The following is a 23,444-nucleotide window of genomic DNA, read 5'->3' on the forward strand; positions in this document are numbered from 1 at the left end:
GCGGTCTCGGTGGCGTTCGAGGTGGGTGAGTGGGAAAGACGCGGAAACAGGGGAGTCCTGCCGGAGGCACTGAGGTAGGCCTGAGCGCCCGGTCTGGCCTACCGGCGGGGGAGCTGCGCCGCGACCGCGTCCAGAATTGCCTCGGGTGAACCGGCCGCGTCGTACACAGCGACCATCACCTGCCGCGGCACGGCGGCGCTCGCGGGATCAATCCAAGGCGCGTACAGCCCGGCGACGCGTCGGAGATCCTGCGTCACGGCCCCCGCGGCGTCGCGCACCGAGCCGCGCAACCACTCGCGCAACGTTGTGTTGTGCACGGCAACGAGTGACGCCGCGAGTGCCGGGGCAACCCAGCCGGGCGTCTCTGCCGGGGTGACGCGCCGGATGAACCGCGTAAACACCCGCTCGTAGCGGTGCGTGATGACAAGTTCGCGATCCCGCAGTGCCGGGGTGACGCGCATAAGTTCGAAGCGCAGTCGCGCGGCCTCGGGATCGCGGGTCAGGAGGCGCAGCACGTCAGCGGTGCTCTGCACGAGCGCCTCACCCGGGGCGAGCGTCGTATCAGCGAGGAAGGCCTCGGCCTGGGCGAGGGCGTGATCGTGGTCCGCGAACACCACGTCGTCCTTGCTGCCGAAGCGTCGAAAGAATGTGCTGCGGCTCATCCCCACGGCGTCCGCGAGGTCCTCCGCCGTCGTCGCCTCGTACCCGCGCTCTGCCAAGCGGCGGATCGCGGCGGGGGCGCTCTGCGGGGTGGCCACGGCGCGCGACGGCTTACTGCTCATGCAGCGAAGCTAGCACATTTTCGCGTTGTGGGACTCCGTTTCAGGGGAGGGCTTCCCTGCAGGAGGAGTTGTGGACTCTCCCAAGGTTCTGTGCGCAGGCTTGACTTGGTACCGAGTGTCAGGCAGTCTCGGGGCACAGCACCAGGGCGGTGCGGAGAGGACGATCCCATGTCGCAGACCGGTACAGGACCCATCCCGCAGGGCACCGAAGAGCCCAGCTACGAACTCTGGGAGCCGCTGGATCCCGACGTCGCCGGGGTGTTCCGGGACGTTCCTGCGGAGGATCGCGCGTACCGGGAGCGTGCTCGCGAGTTTGTGCAGACCGAAGTCCGCCCGGTCATTGCTGGGATCTGGGACCGCGCGGAGTACCCGCTCGACCTTGCCAAGCGGCTCGGTGAGCTTGACCTGCTGCGCGACGGCGTCGATGTTCCGGGCTTCCCGGAGCAGAGTCTGCTCGCGGCGAGCCTGACAACTATGGAACTGGCGCGTGGCGACGGGTCGGTCGCCACGATCGTGGGCGTCCAGGGTGGTCTCGCGCTGCGCTCCGTTGCCTGGTGCGGCTCCGAGGCTCAGCGTGAGCGCTGGCTCGCGCCGCTCGCACGCGGCACCGAGCTGGGGGCCTTTGCGCTCACTGAGCCGACACACGGTTCGGACTCGGTCAGCCTGGAGACTCGGGCGGAGACGCGGCCCGGCGGTTTTGTCCTCAACGGACACAAGAAGTGGATCGGATCCGGCAGCGTGGGCCAGCTCGCCGTGGTCTGGGCGCGCGGTGATGACGGGCAGGTGCAGGGCTTCCTCGTGCCGCAGGATGCCCCCGGGTACCGTGCCACGACGATTGAGGGGAAAGTCTCGCTGCGCGCGATTTGGCAGGCGCACATCGAACTCGACGGCGTCGAGGTGGGAGAGGGCGCTCGGATGCCCGGCGCGAACTCTTTCAAGGACACCGCGCGGGTGCTCCAGGCCACTCGGCTCGGAGTCGCCTGGGCGGCGCTCGGGCAGGCAACGGCGGTCTACGAATCGGCGGTGCACTACGCCAGACAGCGCGTACAGTTTGGCAGGCCTCTCGCCGCGTCTCAGATCGTGCAGGCCCGTCTCGCGGAAATGCTCAGCCAGCTCACCACGCTGCAGACGCTGCTGATGCAGTTGACGCGTGCCGAGGAGCGCGGCGAGCTTTCGGGCCCGGGGGCGTCGCTCGGCAAGTTCACCGCGACCCGCACCGCTCGCGACATGGCGCGCAACGCCCGCGATCTGCTGGGCGGCAACGGGATTCTGCTTGAGAATCGCGTCGCACGCCACTTTGCCGACATTGAGGCACTGCACACCTACGAGGGCACCGAAACTGTGCAGGCGCTCATTATCGGACGTGACATCACCGGTATCTCCGCGTTCGCCTAGGGGGTGGGGCCAGGCCCTCAGCGCGCCTGGCCCGCCTACCCGGGGCCGCCGCCCTCGGGCACAGGCAATGCTCCGGTCTCGAGCGCGAGCCACAGAAGTGCGCGGTCTCCGGGAGAGCTGAGCGATACGCCCAGCTCGCGTTCGGCGTCGCGCAGGCGTGTGTTCAGAGTCTGCCGGTGCACCCCGAGCCGGGTGGCGGCGTGCTCCAGCGCCCCGTTCTCGGCGAGAAAGGCGGCGACCGCCGCGACCAACCGCTCAGCGCTTGCATGGTCGAGCTCAGCGAGGCGTTTCCGCCAGGTGCCGAACACGGGTGCGTCCCCGCTCCCGCGCAGCCACTCGTCGAGGAGGTCCGTGCGTTCGAGTTCGCTCGCCCGGAGGACCCGCACCTCTGGGCGTGCGGCGGTGGCCCGGTATGCTCGGCGGGCCTCTTCCCCGAGTGCGCGCAGCGTCCCCGGCGCACCGGGGCTGCTCACCCCAGCCCGCCAGCTCGCGAGGTTCCCGGTCTCGCGGCGAAGGAACTGCTCGACGGCCGCCACCACACTCGCGTCCGTGATCCCGGGAATGACAAGCATGAATCCATCGTCAACGGTGCTGAGTAGCGGCGTCGCAGGTGTGTCCAGTGTGGCGAGCGAGACCGCGATCGCGGACTTGAGGAGAAGGCCTGCGGCCGGTTCACGCATCCGCGCGGGGGCGGCCGCGGGGCCCGGGCCGAACGCGACGACGGTGCAGACCGGGGTGCCAGGGAAGAGCGTCTCGAACAGGCGCGCATCGGAGGCCATGCGCCCGGTCAGCGCCTCGGTGATGAGTTGCTCGCGCAGCGAGGCGGCGAGGCCGGCCAAGGCGCTTGTGTCGCGCGACAGGTCGATGAACGTGGCGATGGATCCGATCAGCCCCTGTTCCAACGGGGCGTACCGGCGTCGCCTGGCCACTGCGAGCGGTGATCCCGCGGTGCTGGCGAGATGCAGGAACAGCGTGCCCACAGCGGTGGAGCCGCTCGAGCGGCCCGCGGCGAGGTGGCGGGAGAGCTCATCGGTGATCCCCCGAGCCTCCCGTTCCGTGACGTCGCTGGGGCCCGCCACGGTGCGCCGGATGCCGTCGGGGGCGATCCAGTACACGGCGGCCTCGAGTTCCTGGGCGAGCTGCTCCAGGCCTTCGATCTGCTGGCTGGGCGTCGCGTCGGAGTAAGCAAGCCGCTGCTGCACGTCAAGCATCCGGCGCACCTGGTCGAGCTGCCTGTCGGCGATCCGGCGCGACACGAACTCAGAGATCGCGATGTATGGAGTGTCGAGCGGCACGCTCAGGACCGGGATCCCGTGGGCGTCGCCAGCGCGCAGCCATGCCTCCGGGATGGCGTTCAGGATCAGGCCGACGCCGAATCCTACGGCGGCGACCTCACGAGCGGCCAGGCCGGCGAAGAGCGCGTCGAGCTGTTCGGGTGAACGTTCGACAAGACCCGTGGTGAGCAGCAGCACCCCCTTGGTCAGCCACGGGGTCGGGTCGTTGACCTCGGCGACGTGGACATGGGTGACCGCGCGATGCAGCAGTGAGTGCCCGGTTGCGCAGCTGAGTTGCAGTGCGGGATCAGCCAGGAGATCCGCGAGGGTGGATGCCATATTCACGATAGTAGTGATTCTCTCCACCAAATTCCCGAGAATCGTGATTGTCTGCGGTGCCGTGGCCCGACAAGCTAGAGGACATCACCTTTTCCCCTGCCCGAGGAGCGCTCATGTCCGTCCCCACCCGTCAATTCGAACTCATCGGTGCGCCCTTCGACGGTGCCTCGACGCTCGGGTTCCCCGGATCCCGGTTTGCGCCGGATCGGATTCGGCACGCGCTCGGCTGGATCACGCAGCGGGTCGAGAACGGCGAGGTATTCTCGCTCGAGAGCGGGACCCTCCACGCAGCCCCCCGCCTCACGGACGGTGGTGACGCGGAGGTTGTTGCCCACGACCTGATGACCACGCTGGCAAACACGAGCGCTCGCGTCAGCGAGAGTGTGCGCGCCGGCCACGTCCCGATCCTGCTGGGGGGCGATGACTGCTTCCTGTTCGCGGGAACCCAGGGCCTGCACGATGCCACCGAGGGAACCGTCGCGGTGATCCACTTCGACGCGCATCTGGATGTCATGGACCAGAACGTGCAACAGGGCACCCACAGCCAGTCGAGCGGCATGCGCCGGTCGCTCGAGCTGAGCCGCGCCAGCACCGAGCACAGCATCCAGGTGGGGCTGCGCCACTTCAACTTCCCGTCCTCACAGCGCTATCTCGAAGACTCGGGTCTCGCCCGCATCACGGCGGCCCAGTTCTCCGATCTCGGGACCGACGCCGTCGTCGCGCAGATCCTGAAGCGCATTGCGGGTGCCGATCACGTGCACTTCTCATTCGATATCGACGCGATCGATCCGGCACACGCCCCCGGCGCCGGTGCCCTCGAGCCGGGCGGCATCACCTCGCGCCAGGCCATCGAAGCGGTGTCTGCGTTGGCACCATACTGCGATTCGTTCGCAGTGACCGAGGTGAACCCGATGACCGACCACCAAGACATGACCGCGACGCTCGCGGCCTACCTCTGCTATTACTTCGCGGTATTCGGGCAGGAACCCGCAGCGAAGTAGCCACTTGATCGCCGCGGCAGTGACGCCGCGGCGATCCGTCCCCACCCAGCAACGAAGGAGTTACGCAATGCAAGAGCCACGCGCCGGGGTTCCCCCGCAGCTCGATACCGGGACCGTCAACATTGTCCAGAAACGAGACCTCCGCCGTGCCGTCCGTGGCACGTTTGTCGGCAACGTGATGGAGTGGTACGACGTTGGTGTGTTCGGCTATCTGATCGTGACGCTCGGCCCGGTATTCCTGCCGGACGCGAACCAGGCGACGCAGGTCATCTTCATGCTCGGCACGTTTGCGAGCACGTACCTGTTCCGACCGCTCGGCGGGCTGTTCTTCGGCTGGCTCGGAGACAAGATCGGGCGCAAACGGGTACTGTTCATGACGCTCACGCTCGTCGCGGTCGCGACATTCCTCATTGGGTTGCTCCCCGGACACGCGACAATCGGCACCACTGCTGCGGCGCTGCTGGTGGCGCTCAAGATCCTGCAGGGCTTCTCCGCGGGTGGGGAGTTTACCGGGGCCCTCACGTTTATCAGTGAGTCTGCGCCGGATCGTCGCCGCGGCTTCTACGCCGCATTCCTCGATTCGGGCAGCTACCTGGGCTTTGTTCTCGGTGCTGCGATCGTGACCGCGATGCAGATCATGTTCGGGCAGCAGGCGATGGAGGACGGGCTGTGGCGGGTGCCGTTCCTGATCGCCGGCCCGCTCGGGCTTATCGCGGTCTATCTGCGGATGCGTGTCGAGGAGACCCCGCACTTCGCCGCACTTGTGGCGGAGCAGGACGCCGCCGGCGGGTCGCTTCGGGTGAACCCGCTGCGCGTGTTCGCCGCGAACTGGAAGCCGATGCTCTTGGTGATCCTCCTCGTGGCGGCCGCGAACTCCGCGGGCTACGCGTTCACCTCGTACATGCCGACGTACCTGTCAACGGTGCTGCAGCACGATGCGATTCAGGGAAACCTCTTCTCCCTGCCGCTGATGCTGCTGATGGCGTGCTTGATGCCATTCGTCGGCCTCCTCTCGGATCGAGTGGGTCGCCGCCCGGTCCTGTTCGCGGCCGCGATCTGGATCATTGTGCTGAGCTACCCGGCCTTTGCGCTCATTGGCTCGGACTCGTCGTTCGGTGTCATTGCCGGGCTCGCCCTGATCGGGATTCCCGTGGCACTGTACATGGGCACGCTCGCCGCGACCTACCCGGCGATGTTCCCGACAGCCTCCCGGAACACAAGCCTGGGCGTCTCGTACAACATCTCGATCGCCCTGTTTGGCGGTACCGCCCCGCTCGTGATCGACTCGCTTGTGCGCGCCACGGGGACCCCCGCGGCGGCGGCCTTCTACCTCATGGGGATGTCTGTGATCGGCCTGATCACGATCTGCTTCCTCCCGGAGACTGCGGGGAAGCCACTCCAGGGCTCCGAGCCGAACGTCGAGACGGCGCAGGAGGCGCACGAGATCCACACGGCCCGACTGCACGCGTCCGCCAGTTAGCCCGGCGGGCCTCGTGCCGGGGAGGCGGGGGACCAATCTTGGTACCCCGCCCCCGGTCACACAGCGTCGGGGAGTTTGACAGCCGCAGTGAGCGGGCGTCCCTCACGCAGGAGTCGCCGCTTGGTGATTTGCCACATGATCGCCAGCGCGATGAACCACAGCGGGGTGAACATGAGCGGCAGGCGCGTGTCGTCGGCGAGGACCAGTGTGACAAGGATGAAGGCGAAAAACGCGAGCACCAGCCACGGCACGATCCGCGGCAGCGGTGTGCGGAACGCGGAGGACGCGTGCCGCTCTGGATGCTTGCGCAGGTACTGAATGAAGCTGATCGCGATCATGCTCCAGATGAACAGGATGAACGTGGAGGCCACCGAGGTGACAAAGGTGAAGGCCTGGATGACGCTATCGCCCAGCAGCAGAATCGGGACCACCGAGAAGACGAACACCGTGGAGAAGAACACCGCCCGTTTCGGCACACCGCGTGCATCGGTGAGCGCAAACTTTCCGGGCGCGTGACCGTCGCGGGCGAGCGCGTGCATCATGCGCGTGCCGGAATAGAACCCGGAGTTCGCGCTGGAAGCGGCCGAGGTGAGGACCACGAGATTGATCGCAAATGCTGCCGCGCCGAAGCCTGCGTAGGCGAACGTCGTCACAAAGGGGCTCTGATCCGGGTCGAGCTTGTCCCACGGGGTGATCGCCATGATCACCGTGAGCGCCCCGATGTAGAAGATCAGCACGCGCACCACGATCGAGTTGATGGCGCGGGGGAGATTGTGCGCCGGATCCTTGGTTTCGGCTGCGGCGGTGCCGACGAGCTCGACACCGATGAACGAGAAGATCCCGAGCTGGAAACCGAGGAGGAACCCGCTCGCGCCGAACGGGAACATGCCGCCGTGTTCCCACAGGTGCGTGAGGGAAGCCTGGGTGCCGGTGTCAGGGTTTGTGAACCCCGAGACGATCAATACGATGCCCGTGGCGATCAGTGCGAGGATCGCCACAATCTTGATCATGGAGAACCAAAACTCGAACTCGCCGAAGAATCGTACGGGCTGGAGGTTCAGGATCGTGAGCGCGGCGACGCTGATGAGCGCGGGCAGCCAGGCGGGGATATCTGCGTTGATATAGGCGACATAGCTCGTGATCGCGATGATATCGGCGACGCAGATCACCACCCAGGTGATCCAGTAGGTCCAGGAGACGAAGTATCCTGCCCAGGGGCCGATAAGGTCCTTGGCGATGTCGCCAAAGGTCTTGTAGTTGAGATTCGAGAGCAGCAGCTCGCCGAGGGCACGCATGAGCAGGAACATCATGCAGCCGATTACCGCGTAGATGAACAGCACGGAGGGGCCGGTCAGGCTGATGACCTTCCCGGAGCCGAGAAACAGGCCAGTGCCGATGGCACCGCCGATTGCGATCAGCTGGAGGTGCCGGTTCGAGAGGCCGCGCTCGAGCTCGTCGTGCGCACCTGCGGGGGCAGTGGTGGTCATCAGGTCTCCCATCCCAGAGGGGTTGTTCCGATTGTAGTCATCGCGCGCAGCTCCGGCGGGGAGCCCGGGGTCCGAGAATGACGCTGCCCCGCCCCGGTTCGCGCATGGGAACCGGGGCGGGGCGCATCACCTGAAAAAGGCTAGTCCTCCGAATCGGGGAGCGGGATCGCTGCGGTCAGCGGGCGTCCCTCGCGCTGCAGCTTGCGCTTGCGGAGCTGCCACAGGATCGCGAGCAGGATGAACCAGAACGGCGTCGCGAGGAAAGGCGGACGCGTGTCTTCGCCGTAGAGCAGCGTGCCCGCGATGAAGACGAAGAACGCAAGCACGAGCCACGGTGCGATGCGAGCCATCGGCAGCTTGAACTTCGATGCGGCGTGCCGCTCCGGGTAGCGCTTCAGATACACGATGTAGCTGACGACGATCGAGCCCCAGGTGAAGAGGATCATCGTGGCGCACATTGAGGACACGAAGGTGAAGGCGGCTACAACACCGTCGCCGGCGAACAGCAGCGGGATCGCCGCGAACAGGAACACGCTCGTGAAGAACACCGAGCGGCGGGGGACGCCGCGTGAATCCGTCAGGGAGAACGACTTCGGCGCGTGCCCGTCCTTCGAGAGCCCAAACAGCATCCGGGTGCCCGAGTAGAGCCCGCCGTTGGCGCTCGACGCCGCGGAGGTCAACACGACGAGCTGGATCGCGGCGGCGGCGAGGCCGAAGCCTGCGAGCGCGAGCGTCGTCACAAACGGGCTCTTATCGGCCTCGATCTGGTTCCAGGGGGTCACGCTCATGATGATCGCGAGAGCGCCTACGTAGAAAATGAGGATGCGGAGCACGATCGAGTTGATCGCCTTCGGGAGGGTCTTGCGCGGGTTTTCAGTCTCTGCCGCAGCGGTGCCGACCATCTCGACGCCGATGAACGAGAAGATGCCCATCTGGAAGCCGAGCACAAAGCCGCTGGCACCCATCGGGAACATGCCGCCGTGCTCCCACAGATTCGCGAAGGATGCCTGGGTGCCCTCGGGGCTTGTGAAGCCGGTGAGCACGAGGATCACGCCGACAGCAATGAGACCGAGAATGGCCACGATCTTCAGGATCGCAAACCAGAACTCGGTCTCGCCAAAGTACTTCACGGGCTGCAAATTCAGCACAAGCAGGACGCCCGCGGTGATGAGTGCGGGCAGCCAGTTCGGGATCTCCGGGTTGAACCACTGCACGTATGCGGTGATCGCGATGATGTCGGCGACACACGCGATGACCCAGGAGAACCAGTAGTTCCAGGATACGAAGAAGCCCGCCCAAGGGCCGAGCATGTCCTTCGCGATGTCCCCGAAGGTGTGGTAGTTCAGGTTCGACAGCAGCAGCTCCCCGAGGGCCCGCATGATGAAGAAGACAAAGAACCCGATGACCATGTACACGAAGATGATCGACGGGCCGGACACGCTGATGAGCTTGCCGGAGCCGAGGAACAGTCCGGTACCGATTGCACCCCCAATCGCGATGAGTTGCAGGTGGCGGTTTTTGAGACCGCGCTGCATCTCGCCGGTGGGCGAGCTTGTTACTGTCGTGGACATGACACTCCCTTGTGTGGGGACGGCTGCGCCGGGGTGTGGCGCGGGGTACAGGGTGACCTGGAGATTGTAGTGGGCGTTACGCGACGACTCTGAAGGTCGCCAGTGCGGGATCAGCGGCGCCGCGAACGTAACCGGAGGGTGCCGCGCCGGTGGCACGCAGGAAATCGACGACCTCTGCGCTCAGGATCTCGCCCGGCAACACGTTGGGGACTCCGGGCGGGTAGGCAGCGAGTGAGTCCGCGGAGACGCGGCCAACGGCCTGGTCGAACGGGACCACCTCGACGGGGCTGTAGAACGCCTCGCCCAGGCCCATCGCGCGCTCGCACGCCGCGGGAAGCACGATCGGTCGCTCGGGCTCAATGGCGGCCTCCGGAAGCGCCTGCAGCGCGTTCCAGAACCTGTCGACGTCAACGGGGGAGACCGCGCCGACGAGCAGCAGCAGCGCCGACGGCGTGGACAGCTCCGCGTACACGCGGTGGTCGCGCAGCAACTGGTAGTGCGCGTCGCTTCCGGTGATGCCCGCGCCGCGCGTGTCGATCGCGATCTTGAACGGGTCGTTCGTGATCGCGTCGGGGCTCGCGAGGATGTCCGGGGTGGCGTCGCGGAACCGGCGATCGGCCCGGACGCGGGCGCGGATGTCCTCGGCTGTCGCGAGAGCGCGCTCGACGAGTTCGGGACGCGTCACGATGTTCATGCGCGCCTCATCGAGCGAGGCGAGCAGGAGGGCGCTGCAGCTTGTCGACTGGTGGGAGCGCACCACGCGGTCCACGAGCGGCTCGAGCGCCGCGGCGTAGGGGCCGTGGCCGAGCTGGATCATGGCCGACTGAGTCAGCGATCCGACGGCCTTGTGCGTGCTCGACACAATGAGGTCGGCACCGAGACGGGCCGCGTTGACGGGCAGCTTCGGGTGCAGCCCGAAGTGGGAGCCCCACGACTCGTCCACGATCAGCGGCACATCGTGGTTGTGGGCGACCTGTGCGATTGCGGCAATGTCGGCAACGGCGCCGAAGTAGCTCGGGGAGACGATGTACACGGCCGAGCTGTCGGGGTTCGCGGCAAGCACGGTCTCGACCTGCTCGGCGGTGACGCCGTGCGCGGAACCGAGCCCGGTGTCCACGTGGCCGGTGACAAAGTGCGGGGTGAGTCCCACGTGGGTGATGCCATCGATCACGCTCGAGTGAACGCTGCGCTGCACGACGAGCTCGGTGCCGAGCGCGCGCACGACGGTCGTGGCGACGTGGTTTCCGCCCGAAGCCCCGTTGGTGATGAACCAGGTGCGGCTTGCGCCCCAGGCCTCGGCGGCGAGCTCTTGCGCGCGCATGAGCGGGGTCACGCGGCCGGGGGTGACAAGCCGCCAGGTTTCCTGATCGACACTGCTGAACAGCATCGGGAAGTCGATCGACAGTGCCGCGTCGCCGACGAGACTCGCGACACCCGGCGCGTTCTCCGGGTTCGCCTGATGGCCGGGAACGTGCAGCCGCTGCCAGTCGTGGCCGGCGAGCGAGCGGAGTGCGTCCGCGTAGGGCGTTTCAAACTGGTGCGCGGGGATCTCCGCCGTCACGGGACTCGTGAGTGTGGCGTCCGCAATCGGGTCGGAGGTCACGGCGGCTTCGGCGGGCGCGGCCAGATCGGTCGCGGGAGAAACGGTCTGCATGGCTCCAGGGTAAGAAGAAACCCATCCCTATGCGCAGTATCAGGTTTTCGCGCGTGGTCACATACTATATATGTCATGATGTCGCTGCAGCAGTTCCGTGTCCTCCTCGCCATTCGTGAGCACGGAAGCCTGACAAAAGCTGCGGACGCGCTGCAGTACGGGGTCCCCACAGTGACCCATCACCTAAGCGCCCTTGAGGCCCACCTCCGGGTACGGCTCGTGGACCGTGATCGGCGCGGCGCACACCTGACCCCGCTTGGCGCGGCGTTCGCCGCGGACATCGCACCCGTGCTCACTCGGATCGAGCGTGCGGAGCGCGCGGTGGCGGATCAGCGCGACGCGGGCGTGGTCACGCTCCGGGTGGGAACCTTCTCCTCGATTGGCTCCCGGCTGATGCCCGCCGCGATCGCACAGTTGCAGCAGCGCACCTCGGTGCGGGTTGAAGTTGTGGAGGCCGAGCCGACCGAGGTGCTGCGCCTGCTCCGCGGCGGCGAAGTGCACGCTGGGCTCATTTACGACGTGTCCGACGAGCTCGCGCTCGCGGTGCCGGACGTCGAACGTACGACGCTGCTCTCGGAACCGTATCGGGTGATGGTGTCGCGCAGCGGCCCCCTCGGCGAGCGTGCCGAGCTCGACTTCGCCGAGCTCGCCGAAGTCGCGTGGGTGTGCAGTCGCAATCCCGATGAAGCCTCGGACCGGGTGCTCCGGCGGGTGTATCACTCGCTCGGCCTGCCGGTGCGCGAGGTGATGCGCACAGACGACCTGACGATGATCCACGGCCTTGTCGCGGAGGGACTCGGGTGCGCCCTGACCACGGCGGCCGCGGTCGATGCGGACTTCGACGTGGTGCTGCGCCCCGCGGTGCAGGATCTGGGCGAGCGGCGGGTTTCTTTCGTGACGCGTCGCGGCCCCGTACCCCCGGCGGTGCAGTGGCTGGGTGAGATCCTGCGCCGCCTCGCGGTGGAGCGCGTCGCAGGATAGTCCCGGGGAAGGGGTGCCGAGCTGCCTACCGCGGGGCGCGGCAGGCAGCGACGAGCACCTCGGCGGCCGGGGCGAGCCGTGCGAGGTCGTAGCGCATAGCCGGATCGTGAAGACCTGGCGTCACGTCCGCCCCGACCCCGAGCATGGCGGCCTGCAGCGCGGGCCGATGCAGGGTGTAACAGTGAAAATCGTCAGATCCCGACGTGACTGCCCGTGGTGCGAGCGCCGCCGCACCCGCGACCCGTGTGATCGCTGCCGCCAACGCCGCCTCGGCGGCGTCTCCAACGATGGCGGCGGGTACGTGATCCTCCTCAGCCAGCGTGATTTTGACGCCGTAGCGGAGGGCGAGCGCACGCCCGATCTGGGCGACCCCCTCGCGCAATCGGGTCATCGCCGCGTTATCCTGTGCCCGGAGGTCAATGCCGAAGCTCGCGGACCCGGGGATGACATTGAGGTTGCCTGATCCGGCGCGGAGCTCCGTGAACTTCGCCGAGGCCGGCACCTGCGGGTCGACGCGCAGCGCGGCGACCATCCCCGCGAACTCGGAGGCGACCTCGATGGCGTTGACTCCCTGGTGTGGCCGCGCGCCGTGGTGATCCGATCCGGTGATCTGGCCGCGCACAAAACAACAGGCACCGTGCGAGATCGCGGGTGCGAAGCGGGGTGCGGGGAGTTCGGATCCGGGGCGCAGGTGCACGCCGAACAGCATGTCGAGTTCGTCCGCTACTCCGAGGGCCGCGACCGAGGCCGCGCCGTTCCCCTGCTCTTCGGCGGGCTGGAAAATCGCGCGTACCCCGTGGGGGAGGCGGTCACCGAGTTCCGCGAGTCGCAGCACGGTCTCCGTGACGATCGCGAGATTCGCGTCGTGCCCGCAGGAGTGAGCGAGCACCGTGCCCGCTGGGGTTTCGTGGGCGAGCGCGTCAAGATCGCCGCGGAGTCCGATGACCGGGGTCCCAGGCCCCACGTCAACAGTGAAGCCCGGGAAATCCGCGAACGGCTTCGGGTCTAGGCCCGCCTCCCGGAGCACGGCCGCGAGATACGCGGCCGTGCCGTGTTCACGCCAGCTCGGCTCCGGGTTGGCGGCGAGGTGCGCGCGGATCTCGAGGATCCGCGACACCTCGGCGATCGGAGTGATCAATTCGGCACACCCCAAATCGCGCCAGCTACGAGCGCAAGCCCCGCGACGACGAGCCACACCGCGATCAGCTTCCAAATGAACTTCACCCAGAGCTCGTAGGGAATTCGCGCGACCGCGAGGTAGCCCATGAGCGCGCCCGAGGTCGGGATGATCGAGTTCGTGATTGCGTCACCGTACTGGAACGCCAGTACCGCAACCTGGCGATCGATCCCGAGCAGATCGGAGAGCGGCACCATGAGCGGCATTGTGGTGGCGGCCATTCCGCTGCCGGAGGGAATGAAGAAGTTCAGGATCGCCTGGAACACGAACATGCCGAGCACGGTCATCGTCGGCGGCCAGTGCGAGATGCCCTCCGCAATGAAGTTCACGATCGTGTCGAGCGTCTGCCCATCCTGCATCACGACGAGAATGGCGCGGGCGAAGCCGACAACGAGCGCACCGAACACGACGGCACGCATCCCCTCGACGAGGCTCGTAAAGGAGCCGTTGATGCCGAGTCCGCCAATGATGCCGGAGAGCATTGCCACGATGAAGAAGTTTGCGGCGAGCTGGTCGAGGAACCAGCCCCAGTTGAAGACACCAAACATGTTCACGGCGATCCCGAGCGCGAGCAGGATCAGGACGATGCTACGGCGCGCGGTGAGCGGCGGGATCTCCTCGCTCACGGCGTACTCGGTCGATCCGACCCCGCCGACTCGGCCGTACAGGATGGAGGTCTCCGGCTTGGCTTTGACCCGTGCCGCGTAGCGCATCACGTAGAAGATCGCGAATGCCAGGATCGGGATGTAGACAGCAGTCCGGAACCAGATGCCGGAGAACAGCGGCACCTCCGCGATGCCTTGCGCCACGCCCACGGTGAAAGGGTTCATCATGCCGCCGACAAAGCCGGATGCCGCGCCGATGGCGACCATCGCGGTGCCGACGATCGCGTCGTAGCCGAGCGAGAGCGCGATACCGATCCCGATGGGAACGAAGATGATGCACTCCTCGGCCATGCCGGTCGTGAAGCCGAGCACCGAGAACACGATCATGACAAGCGGGATGATGAAGCGCTCGCTCGTGCCGATCTTCTGCACGAGGCGGTTGATCCCCGCGTCGATGGCGCCCGTGGCTCGGATCACGCCGAAGGCACCGCCGACGAGGAAGATGTAGAACACAATTTGCGCGGCGGCTTGCATGCCCCGGGGGATCGCGGTGAAGATGTCGAACGGCTGCATGACTGTCTTCGCGATGGTGTCGAAGGTGCCGGGCACCACCATGAGGCGGCCGTCTACGTCGACGCGCTCGAACTCACCCGAGGGGATCACGTAGGAGAGCACCCCGACGAGGATCACGATGGACAGAATGATCGCGTAGGTGTGGGGGATGGAAAGCCTGTCGCGCAGGCGGCGCTTCGGGGCTTCGGTGAGGGTGGTCATGCGACGGTCAGCTCCTTCGCTGAGACTGTGAGGCGGTCGATTGCGGCGGGATCGAGCGTGACGCCGAGGCCGGGACGATCCGTGATGTCGACGTACGGGAGAGGGAAGTGCAGGTCGCCCGGCTCGTCCGAGAACGCGACGGGGCCGGAGAGCTCGGTGGACACGATGTTCGGGTGGGCGAGGGCGAGGTGGTAGCCGGCCGCGGAGGAGACGCTCGTTTCGAGCATCGATCCCACCTGAACGGCGAGGCCGCCCAGCGCCGCCTGGGTGGCGAGGCGCTGGCACGGCAGGATCCCGCCGGACTTCATGAGCTTGAGGTTGACCATGTCCACGGACTCGTCGCGGATGAGGCGGGCGAGGTCGCCGCGCGTAATGACGGACTCGTCGGCCATGATGATGGCGCTCGTGTGTGGGCGGAGCCGGCGGAAACCGTCGAGGTCGTCGGCCGCGATCGGCTGCTCGATCCAGTCGATGTCGTACGGCTCGATGGCGGCGATCATGCGCCGGGCGGTGGCGACGTCGCGCCAGCCCTGGTTCGCATCCACCCGGATCCGCACGTCGCTGCCCACGGCGGTGCGGACGGCGGCGACGCGGGCGACGTCCTGCACGGTGTCGGTGCCGAGCTTCATCTTCAGATGTGTGAAGCCGTCGGCAATCGCGGACTGCGCCTGCGCGGCCACCTCCGCGGGCGGCAGGATGCTGAGTACCTTTGCGATCATGGGCCGCTCGGGCTTTCGGCCACCCAGGAGTGCGTGGATGGGGAGTTCCGCGTGTTTCCCGAGCAAATCCCAGCAGGCGATGTCTACGGCGGCTTTCGCGGCACCGTTCGCCACGAGCGCGGTGTCCAAGCGATCGTGGACCTGGTTCAGGTTGCATGGATCGGTGTCGCGGAGCGCGGGGAGGAGATGCTGACTGAGCGCGGCGACCACGGACTCGACCGTTTCTCCGGTGACGTGTTCGTCGGGGACGGCTTCGCCGATGCCTACGAGCCCAGTGTCGGTGCGAAGTGTGAGGATTACGCTCGGCATGACGTCATAGCGTGCGTAGGACACGATGAAGGGCACCTTCAGGGGAACCTCGATCACCCGGATGTCGGCGCTGACAATTCTCATTTGGGGAAATCCACCTCGTCGTTGATTGTGTCGTTTGAGTGTCGGTAATAGGAGAGAGTAGGGGGCACACGTGCTCACTGTCAAAGTGAGCGGCACCCCGGGCTTCCTGTCGCACCCCAGAGACCGGCTGGAGCTCGGGGCGTGTTTCGGGGCTGCGAGTGGGGAATTGCGGGGGCGGGCGCCCCGATCACGCCCCGGTGCCGGACGGAGCGGAACCCTCGGCGAGGGCGTTCCGGTGTTGGCGAGCTGCGCGCTCGAGCTCGTCCGAGAGTGCATAGATTGAGCGCGGTCGCCCCGCGTCGAGCGGTTGCTCCTGGCCGACGGCGGTGAGCGCGCCCGCGTCAAGGAGTTTGCGCACGGTGCGCTCCGCGGTGCGCGGCGAGGTCTGGCTTGCGACCGCCCACTCGCCCGCGGTGAACGGGTGGAAGTCCCGCGTCGCCAGGAATCCCAGGAGTCGCGTGACCGAGCGTGCCTGCATGCCAGCCCGGGCCGCGAGCTCCACAAGCCAGGGTGCCGTGTGCCGAGCATCCGTGGCGGGCTCCGAGGTGTTGTGCAAGCTGTGTACGCGTGCGTCTTCGTCAACAAGATAGGCGGCGGTGCCGGTGTCGGCGATTGCGCGTCGGAGCGCTTGCATGGCCCGATCCTCCGCCTCATAGAGGTGGCGACCGACGCCAGCGCCGAGAGCGAGTTCGCTGGGTGCCGCGGGGTCACCCAGTTCCGCCAGGAGTGCGGGAAGCTCTGCGTCGAGCGCGCCGCGCGTGGTGGTGAACATGTCGAGCCCGCCGCGCTGCCAGGTCGCGAGTCGATGCTGCACGGGGGTGGCGAAACGTCCCAGCTGGGCGGCGAGCTGCGCGCGGAGCGCGGTGGCCTGGACGTCGGCCGGCGTCGTCGAGGTGAGTGCGATGACCGCGAGGAGGCCGCCCTCGAGGCGTCGAACCGAGACGCGCTGTTGCGCGGTGCGGATCAGGTCGAGATCGCGCTGCAGGGAGTCGACCATGAACATCGCGGGGAAGCCGGCGGCACGCAGTCGGTCATAGACGGCGTGGACGCTCGTGATCGCGAGCTTCGCGCCCGCGCTGGCGGCGCGGTCTTCGTGGAAAGCGACGAGGGTGTCGACGTCGACGGGCCGCGAGAACCGCGACTCGTAGACCCAGCGGTAGTCGGTGACTTGCGCCGGATCGAGCGCAATGCCCGTGTCTGCCGCAACTGTGGCCGGGACATCGGGGTTCGGCATGTCCAGCGAGAGTTCGGCGACTGTGAGTGCGCTGCCCGCGGTGGCGGCGAGCAGCGACGCGACAAGCGTATAGTCGGAAAAGCGGCCCACCAGGACGGGGGTTTCCCCGTCGAGTGTGCGGTCCCGGTGGTAGTGCGAGATGGTGCCCGAGAAGCAGACGGCGTCGTTCTCGGTGAGCGCCGCCGCGTACTGGGCCGCGGTGTCGTGCGGGTCCGCGTAGGCGTAGCAACGCAGCGCGATGCCCGGCAGGAGCGCCTCCGCCCCGGACAACCGGGCCACAGAGTGCGCCGAGCCGATAAATCCTACGCGCACGGTCACGCTCTTAGCTTGGCACAGCAGAAGACTCCGGGCCGAGCCCCAGCCCGGCGAGTGCTCCGCGCACCGCGGCTTGAGCCTGGGCAGCGGAGAGCTGCCCGGTGAGCCAGCGGCCGGAGAGCCCCTCGATGAGGGCGGTGAGTGTGAGCGCCGCAGCGGCGGCGTCGAGCTGGGGTGCGGCGGCCGCGACGAGCCCGGCCACGTCGGCCTCCCAGGCACCGGTCGAGCGGGCCACGGCGGCGGCCCGGCCCGCGTCGAAGACCGCGGCGGCGCGGACCTCGTTCCACACTGTCGATCCGGCGCGGATCTCGCGCTCCTCACCAAATTCGGAGCACAGTAGCGCGGCGAGCCGGGTGGCCGGGGTCCGGGTCTCGGGCACGAGCTCCGCCCGCCGCGTGGCGCTGGCCGTGACCTCGTCGAGGGCGGCCTGGAGGAGTCCGTCGCGGTCACCAAAGTGGTAGGCGAGAAGCCCAATCGACACGCCTGCCTCGCGCGCGACCTCGCTCATGCGGAACCTGGTGAGGCCGCTGTGGGCGATCACGGCGGCGCAGGCCGCGAGGATCCGTGCGCGGGTGTCCTCGGCCATGTCGACTCCTCTCGGGTGTGGCGCGGCGAGCTTGACACCGCGACTCAAAGAACTGAAACTATTTTCAGGATACCCGAGTCGGGGCTGACATGAGGAGCGGAATGAACGACACCACTGCGCAATTCGAGCTGATGGAAGCGAGCATCGACGACGTGCTCGCCGCCCTGAAAGCCGGCGAGATCACCAGCGTCTGGCTCACGGAGCGCTACCTCGCCCGCGCCGCCGCCTACGACCAGGGTCCCGAGGGGCTGCACGCGATCATCGTGGCGAACCCGGGTGCGCTCGCCGCAGCCGCCGAGTCCGACCGCCGCTGGGCCGCGGGCGAGGCGCGCGCGCTCGAGGGCGTGCCCTTCACCGTGAAGGACTCGTACATGGTCAAGGGGCTCACGGTTGCCTCGGGCTCGCCCGCGTTCCAGACGCTGATCGCGCAGTGGGACGCTTTCTCGGTCGAGCAGCTGCTCGAGGCCGGGGCGGTGCTGCTCGGGAAGACGAACATGCCCCCGATGGCCGACGGCGGCATGCAGCGTGGCGTCTACGGTCGCGCCGAAAGCCCCTACAACCGGGACTACCTCGCCGCCGCCTACGCGTCCGGATCCTCCAACGGCTCCGGCGTCTCCACAGCCGCGAACCTCGCCGTGTTCGGGATGGGGGAGGAAACCGTGTCCTCCGGCCGCAGCCCGGCCTCGAACAATGGCCTGTGCGCCTACACGCCGTCCTGGGGCATCCTCTCGATCCGCGGCAACTGGCCGCTGTTCCCCGCCCGCGACGTCGTGGTCCCGCACACCCGCACCATGCCTGACATGCTGCGTCTGCTCGACGTCCTCGTGCAGGACGATACGAACACCCGTGGTGATTTCTGGCGCAACCAGGACACCGTGCAGCTCCCGCTGCCGTCCGCGCACCGGCCGGGGAGCTACCGCGACATTGCTGATCCCGCGGCGCTGCGCGGCAAGCGCTTTGCGGTGCCCGCAATGTATCTCGGCGAAGACCCGAACTTCCCGATCGCGGTGCGCCCCTCGGTGCTCGAGCGCTTCGCCGTGGCGCGCGAGCGCCTCGAATCGCTGGGGGCCGAGGTTGTTGTCACCGGGTTCCCGCTGATCGAGCAGTACGAGGGCGACCGCCCCGGCCAGGAAAACGTCGGCGCGCTGGGTGTGCTCCCCGAGGGTTGGATGGACACCGAGTTCACCGATTTCCTCGCCTTCGGCTGGGACGACTTCCTGCGTGCCAACGGCGACCTCGCGATCCCAAACCTCGGTGTTGTTGACCCGGACCAGATCTTCCCGCAGCCCGAGGGCACACTGCCCGACCGCTACGAAGAGGTCGAGGACTACCCAAACCGGTACCGGGCCACGGTCGCGATGGCGCAGGTCGAGGGTGGGGTGCCGGATCCCCGCCAGCGTGCGGACTTTGCGGACGGCCTGCGCGCGCTCGTGCGGCTGCGCGAAGACCTGTTCGAACGCTGGCTGCGCGAAGAAAGCTTCGACGGCGTCGTATTCCCGGCAAACGCCGACGTGGGGCGTGAGGACGCGGAGCGGGATCCCGCCGCGGCGGATCATGCCTGGTCGAACGGGGTGTTCTTCTCCAACGGCAACTACGCGCTGCGCCACCTCGGCATTCCCACGGTCACCGTGCCGATGGGGAACATGAGCGACATTGGGATGCCGGTCGGGCTGACCTTTGCGGGTGCCGCCTACGCCGATCCGGCGCTGCTCGCGTTCGCTGCAGCGTTTGAAGCCCCGGGCTCGCTCCGCGAGGCCCCGGCAGCCACACCTGCCCTTCCGGAGGACCGGGTCTCCGACTAACGGGGAGCTGGGTCCCGGGGGCCGCGGGTCCCCGGGACCCACCGCAACGCCATCGAAGGGTGAGTTGTGGCTGCTTCCGTGAGTCTAAACAGCCACAACTCACCCTTCGGTGTGCGGCGAGCCTCCGGGAGTCTCGCTCGCTAGTCCTCGTCTGCGGGGATCGGGTCCGGCTCAAATCGGTCAACGCTGAGAGCGAGTCGCCGCAGCAGCACGGAGAGTCGCTCCCGTTCGGAACGAGGGATCCCGCCGAGCAGGCGTTCCTCAGAATCGCTGAGCCGGGTCATCGCTGCATCGACAAGCGTGAGGCCGAGCGGGGTCATCTCGACAAGTACGCCGCGGCCATCGTTCGGGTCCGTGAGTCGCTGCACGAGGCCGCGATCCACCATCCTGTCGATCCGGTTTGTCATCGTGCCGCTCGACACCATTGTCTGCTGCACCAACACTTTCGGGCTCTGCCGGAACGGCTCACCACCCCGACGCAAAACGGCCAGCACGTCAAACTCCCAGGAGGCGAGGCCCGAACGGTCAAACGCGTGCGCGCGGGCGCGATCCAGGTGTTTCGTGATCCGCCACAGTCTCGAAAAGATAGCGAGGGGCGTCAGGTCTAGATCCGGGCGCGCGGCGCTCCAGTCCGCGATGATCCGGTCGACCTCGTCTTCGTGCTTCATCTCCCCATTATCCCGTCAGCGCGTGAAAATCTGCGAGCGTACGCGAGAGGTCCCCGAGTCTGACAGAATGTATCCGTGCTGAAACGGCACGGTCCGCCTTGGTGTAATGGCAGCACGACAGCCTTTGGAGCTGTTAGGTCTAGGTTCGAATCCTGGAGGCGGAACAGCGCGGCGAGTGTGGGGAGACCCGCACTCGCTGCCGCCGAATGGGTTTCGCGCCCAGAGAAAGGGAATGCACATGGCAGAACGCTCACTCGCGGTCGTCATCCTCGCCGCAGGCCAGGGGACACGCATGAAGTCCTCGCTTCCGAAGGTGCTGCACCCCATCGGCGGACGTTCCCTCATTGGCCACGTGCTCGATACGGCGGCGGGCCTGCACCCCGAGCGGGTGCTCGCGGTTGTGCGTCACGACCGTGATCGTGTCGCCGAGCACATCCTCGACCACGCGCCCGACACGACGATCGTGGATCAGGACGCGACGCCCGGCACCGGGCGTGCGGTCGAGCAGGCGCTCGAAGCGCTTCCCGAGTCTTTCGACGGCACCGTCGTGGTGCTCTCCGGCGATGTGCCGCTCGTGGACACCGCAACGCTTGAGCGCCTGGTGAACGGGCATCTTGAGGGCGCGCGAGCCATGACCATGCTCTCCGCGGTGTTCGAGAACCCCACCGGGCTCGGCCGAATTCTCCGCTCGCCCGAGGGTGCCGTGACCGGCATCGTCGAGGAGAAGGACGCGGATGAGGCCCAGCGCCGCATCACCGAGATCAACGGTGGCATCTACGTCTTCGCCCGCCGCGCGCTCCAGGACGCCCTCGCGCAGATCGATACCAACAACGCGCAGGGTGAGAAGTACCTCACCGACGCCGCCGCACGCATTCTTGCCGGTGGCGGCCGTGTCGAGGCTATCGCGACAAATGATCCGTGGCTGATCGCGGGTGTGAACGACCGTGCGCAGTTGGTCCAGGCCGGCCGAGAGCTCAACGCACGGATCGTGCGCGAGCACCTGCGGGCTGGTGTCACAATCCAGGATCCGATGACAACCTGGATCGACGCTGACGTCTCAATTGCTGCTGACGTGCAGATCCTGCCCGGCACCTTCCTGCACGGGGCGACAACCATCGCGGCAAACGCAACAATTGGTCCCGACACCACGCTGACTGACTGCGAGGTTGGCGAGGGCGCGCACATTCGCCGCAGCGAGGCCACCCTCGCGGTCATCGCCGCCGACGCAACCGTGGGCCCGTTCGCGTACATTCGTCCCGGCACCGAATTGGGGACCGGCGGCAAGATCGGGGCCTTCGTCGAAGCGAAAAACGCGAAGATCGGTGACGGCAGCAAGGTGCCACACCTGAGCTACGTCGGCGATGCCACGATCGGGACTGACAGCAACATTGGTGCGGGAACCATCTTTGCCAATTACGATGGCGTGCAGAAGCATCAGGCAACGGTGGGAGACGGGGTGCGCGTGGGTTCAAAGAACGTGCTCATCGCGCCCGTTACCATTGAGGACGGAACGTACACGGCAGCGGGTACGGTAGTCCGGAAGAACGTCCCCTCAGGGGCGCTGGCGCTGAACGTAGCGCCGCAGCGCAACATCGAGGGATGGGTGGCCGAGCATCGGCCGGGGACGAGCACCGCGGAAGCGGCTGAACGCTCCGGTCGCGCGAACGCCGAATAAGCGCGGAACCGCGGGAGAACAACGAGTGAGGACGAATCAGCACTGATGAGCACGATCGAGATGGCGGGGCAGAAGAAGCTCGTCTTGATTTCGGGCCGGGCATACCCCGAGCTCGCCGAGCAGGTGGCCGCTGAACTCGGCGCCGAGCTCGTTCCGACCGACGCACGCACCTTCGCCAACGGTGAGCTGTACGCGCGGTTCGACGAGAGCGTGCGCGGATCCGACGCCTTTGTCATCCAGTCGCACACGAACCCGATCAACGAGTGGCTCATGGAGCAGCTCATCATCGTCGACGCACTGAAGCGTGCCTCGGCGAAGCGGATCACCGTTGTGGCACCGTTCTACCCCTACTCCCGGCAGGACAAGAAGGGGCGTGGGCGCGAGCCGATCTCGGCCCGACTTGTTGCGGACCTCTTCAAGACTGCCGGTGCCGACCGGATCATGTCGGTCGACCTGCACGCACCGCAGATCCAGGGCTTCTTCGACGGCCCGCTCGATCACCTCTTCGCGATGCCCGTGCTGCTGGCGCACTTCGAGAAGCACCTCAAGCGTGACGACCTCACTGTCGTGTCTCCCGACATGGGCCGCGTGCGCGTCGCCGATGTCTGGAGTGACCGCCTCGACGCGCCGCTTGCGATCATTCACAAGCGCCGCGATCCCTCGGTCGCCAACCAGGCCTCCGTGCACGGCATCGTGGGCGATGTGAAGGACCGCTGGTGCCTGATGGTCGACGACATGATCGACACCGGCGGCACGATCTCGAAGGCCGCTGAGGCGTTGAAGGAAGCTGGCGCGCGCGGTGTGACGATCGCCGCGACGCACGCGATCTTCTCCGGCCAGGCGACCACGCACCTCTCGGCCGACTTCATCGACCAGGTCGTGGTGACCGACACGCTCCCCGTGCCCGAGGAGAAGCGCTTTGACAAGCTCACCGTGCTCTCGATCGCGCCGCTGCTTGCGAAGGCGATCCATGAGGTATTCGAGGATGGCTCCGTGACTTCGATGTTCGAGGGCGCCGCCTAGCAGTTCTCGCCGCGGCTCCGCCGCGCACCCCGCACCTCCCGGTCGGGACTCGACGCTCCGCGTCGGCCCAGCCGGGAGGTGCTGTCGTTTCTGCGTCCCGTGGTTCGGAGCCTTGGATCTGCCCGGTTGCCCGGCGGTGCCGCTCTGCCCGGTTGCCCGGTTGCCCGGCGGTGCCGCTCTGCCCGGTTGCCCGGTTGCCCTGCGGTGCCGCTCTGCCCGGCCGCGCCTAGCCCGACCCATTTTATCCGGCGGTAGCCGGCGGTTTCAGGTGGTGAGTGCAACACCCCTGAGGTACTCGTCTAGTGTCTCAGCCGGCGTCTTAAACCCCAACGTCTTCCGCGGGCGAGCATTCAGCAAGTCCTGCATCTGCTGGAGCTCGTCCTCGGACACGTTATTGAAGTTCGTGCCCTTGGGATAGAAATCCCGGATGAGTCCGTTGAGGTTCTCGTTCGAGCCCCGCTGCCAGGGCGAGTGGGGATCACAAATAAACACCGGGATCCCCGAATCGA

Annotated in this window: 19 protein-coding genes and 1 tRNA gene; 8 read left to right on the forward strand and 12 right to left on the reverse strand. The window is 67.1% G+C overall.

Features of this window, described 5'->3' with window-relative positions; all coding sequences use genetic code 11:
• Positions 1 to 98: 98 nt before the first annotated feature.
• A complete protein-coding gene (locus FM113_RS08350) occupies positions 99 to 782 on the reverse strand; it encodes a TetR/AcrR family transcriptional regulator (RefSeq protein ID WP_087013458.1) in 684 nt (227 codons plus the stop codon).
• 168 nt (positions 783 to 950) lie between these two features.
• On the opposite strand from FM113_RS08350, the gene FM113_RS08355 reads away from it, so the two are divergent.
• On the forward strand, positions 951 to 2,177 hold the full coding sequence (locus FM113_RS08355) for an acyl-CoA dehydrogenase family protein (protein WP_087013461.1): 1,227 nt from the start codon (positions 951 to 953) through the stop codon (positions 2,175 to 2,177).
• Positions 2,178 to 2,212: 35 nt separating this feature from the next.
• Here the strand turns inward: FM113_RS08355 and FM113_RS08360 are convergent, their stop codons facing one another.
• A complete protein-coding gene (locus FM113_RS08360; protein WP_087013464.1) occupies positions 2,213 to 3,790 on the reverse strand; it encodes a PucR family transcriptional regulator in 1,578 nt (525 codons plus the stop codon).
• A gap of 113 nt (positions 3,791 to 3,903) precedes the next feature.
• Here FM113_RS08360 and FM113_RS08365 point away from each other — a divergent pair, with 113 nt between their 5' ends.
• Positions 3,904 to 4,791 carry an arginase family protein gene (locus FM113_RS08365; RefSeq protein ID WP_087013467.1) on the forward strand — a complete coding sequence of 296 codons (888 nt, stop codon included), beginning with the start codon at positions 3,904 to 3,906 and terminating at the stop codon, positions 4,789 to 4,791.
• A gap of 67 nt (positions 4,792 to 4,858) precedes the next feature.
• A complete protein-coding gene (locus FM113_RS08370) occupies positions 4,859 to 6,271 on the forward strand; it encodes an MFS transporter (RefSeq protein WP_087013471.1) in 1,413 nt (470 codons plus the stop codon).
• 56 nt (positions 6,272 to 6,327) lie between these two features.
• Here FM113_RS08370 and FM113_RS08375 read toward each other — a convergent pair whose 3' ends face one another.
• From FM113_RS08375 to FM113_RS08385, 3 genes are all read right to left on the reverse strand, one after another.
• On the reverse strand, positions 6,328 to 7,758 hold the full coding sequence (locus FM113_RS08375; RefSeq protein ID WP_087013506.1) for an amino acid permease: 1,431 nt from the start codon (positions 7,756 to 7,758) through the stop codon (positions 6,328 to 6,330).
• 140 nt (positions 7,759 to 7,898) lie between these two features.
• Positions 7,899 to 9,329 carry an amino acid permease gene (locus FM113_RS08380; RefSeq protein ID WP_087013474.1) on the reverse strand — a complete coding sequence of 477 codons (1,431 nt, stop codon included), beginning with the start codon at positions 9,327 to 9,329 and terminating at the stop codon, positions 7,899 to 7,901.
• 76 nt (positions 9,330 to 9,405) lie between these two features.
• Entirely contained in the window at positions 9,406 to 10,983 is a 1,578-nt protein-coding gene (locus FM113_RS08385) for an aminotransferase class I/II-fold pyridoxal phosphate-dependent enzyme (protein ID WP_087013477.1), read from the reverse strand.
• Between the two features lie 75 nt (positions 10,984 to 11,058).
• On the opposite strand from FM113_RS08385, the gene FM113_RS08390 reads away from it, so the two are divergent.
• A complete protein-coding gene (locus FM113_RS08390; protein ID WP_176387129.1) occupies positions 11,059 to 11,964 on the forward strand; it encodes a LysR family transcriptional regulator in 906 nt (301 codons plus the stop codon).
• Between the two features lie 25 nt (positions 11,965 to 11,989).
• Here the strand turns inward: FM113_RS08390 and FM113_RS08395 are convergent, their stop codons facing one another.
• The 5 genes from FM113_RS08395 to FM113_RS08415 form a co-directional block, all read right to left on the reverse strand.
• Positions 11,990 to 13,102: an amidohydrolase gene (locus tag FM113_RS08395; RefSeq protein ID WP_176387130.1), complete on the reverse strand. Its 1,113-nt coding sequence runs from the start codon at positions 13,100 to 13,102 to the stop codon at positions 11,990 to 11,992.
• Positions 13,099 to 14,520 carry a YfcC family protein gene (locus FM113_RS08400; RefSeq protein WP_087013483.1) on the reverse strand — a complete coding sequence of 474 codons (1,422 nt, stop codon included), beginning with the start codon at positions 14,518 to 14,520 and terminating at the stop codon, positions 13,099 to 13,101. The genes FM113_RS08395 and FM113_RS08400 overlap by 4 nt, the downstream gene beginning before the upstream one ends.
• Positions 14,517 to 15,632 carry a mandelate racemase/muconate lactonizing enzyme family protein gene (locus FM113_RS08405; RefSeq protein ID WP_087013486.1) on the reverse strand — a complete coding sequence of 372 codons (1,116 nt, stop codon included), beginning with the start codon at positions 15,630 to 15,632 and terminating at the stop codon, positions 14,517 to 14,519. The genes FM113_RS08400 and FM113_RS08405 overlap by 4 nt, the downstream gene beginning before the upstream one ends.
• A 187-nt stretch (positions 15,633 to 15,819) precedes the next feature.
• Positions 15,820 to 17,184: a hypothetical protein gene (locus FM113_RS08410; protein ID WP_087013489.1), complete on the reverse strand. Its 1,365-nt coding sequence runs from the start codon at positions 17,182 to 17,184 to the stop codon at positions 15,820 to 15,822.
• 4 nt (positions 17,185 to 17,188) lie between these two features.
• Complete coding sequence (locus FM113_RS08415) at positions 17,189 to 17,767, reverse strand: TetR/AcrR family transcriptional regulator (protein ID WP_087013492.1); 579 nt, start codon at positions 17,765 to 17,767, stop codon at positions 17,189 to 17,191.
• Positions 17,768 to 17,868: 101 nt separating this feature from the next.
• Here FM113_RS08415 and FM113_RS08420 point away from each other — a divergent pair, with 101 nt between their 5' ends.
• Complete coding sequence (locus tag FM113_RS08420) at positions 17,869 to 19,569, forward strand: amidase (RefSeq protein WP_087013495.1); 1,701 nt, start codon at positions 17,869 to 17,871, stop codon at positions 19,567 to 19,569.
• Positions 19,570 to 19,709: 140 nt separating this feature from the next.
• On the opposite strand, the gene FM113_RS08425 is transcribed toward FM113_RS08420, so the two are convergent.
• Positions 19,710 to 20,237 carry a MarR family winged helix-turn-helix transcriptional regulator gene (locus FM113_RS08425; RefSeq protein WP_087013497.1) on the reverse strand — a complete coding sequence of 176 codons (528 nt, stop codon included), beginning with the start codon at positions 20,235 to 20,237 and terminating at the stop codon, positions 19,710 to 19,712.
• A 92-nt stretch (positions 20,238 to 20,329) separates the two neighbouring features.
• Between FM113_RS08425 and FM113_RS08430 the strand changes: the two genes are divergently transcribed.
• The 3 genes from FM113_RS08430 (at position 20,330) to FM113_RS08440 (ending at position 22,935) form a co-directional block, all read left to right on the forward strand.
• Positions 20,330 to 20,401, forward strand: a tRNA-Gln gene (locus FM113_RS08430).
• A 74-nt stretch (positions 20,402 to 20,475) separates the two neighbouring features.
• Positions 20,476 to 21,912: a bifunctional UDP-N-acetylglucosamine diphosphorylase/glucosamine-1-phosphate N-acetyltransferase GlmU gene (gene glmU / locus FM113_RS08435; RefSeq protein ID WP_087013500.1), complete on the forward strand. Its 1,437-nt coding sequence runs from the start codon at positions 20,476 to 20,478 to the stop codon at positions 21,910 to 21,912.
• 45 nt (positions 21,913 to 21,957) lie between these two features.
• Positions 21,958 to 22,935, forward strand: coding sequence for a ribose-phosphate diphosphokinase (locus FM113_RS08440; RefSeq protein ID WP_087013503.1), 978 nt, complete (start codon positions 21,958 to 21,960; stop codon positions 22,933 to 22,935).
• A gap of 264 nt (positions 22,936 to 23,199) precedes the next feature.
• Here FM113_RS08440 and FM113_RS08445 read toward each other — a convergent pair.
• On the reverse strand, positions 23,200 to 23,444 hold a 245-nt coding region (locus tag FM113_RS08445), incomplete at its 5' end, for an IS30 family transposase (RefSeq protein ID WP_140393315.1).

This window comes from Leucobacter sp. 7(1) (assembly GCF_900163635.1).
Classification (GTDB): Bacteria; Actinomycetota; Actinomycetes; order Actinomycetales; family Microbacteriaceae; genus Leucobacter.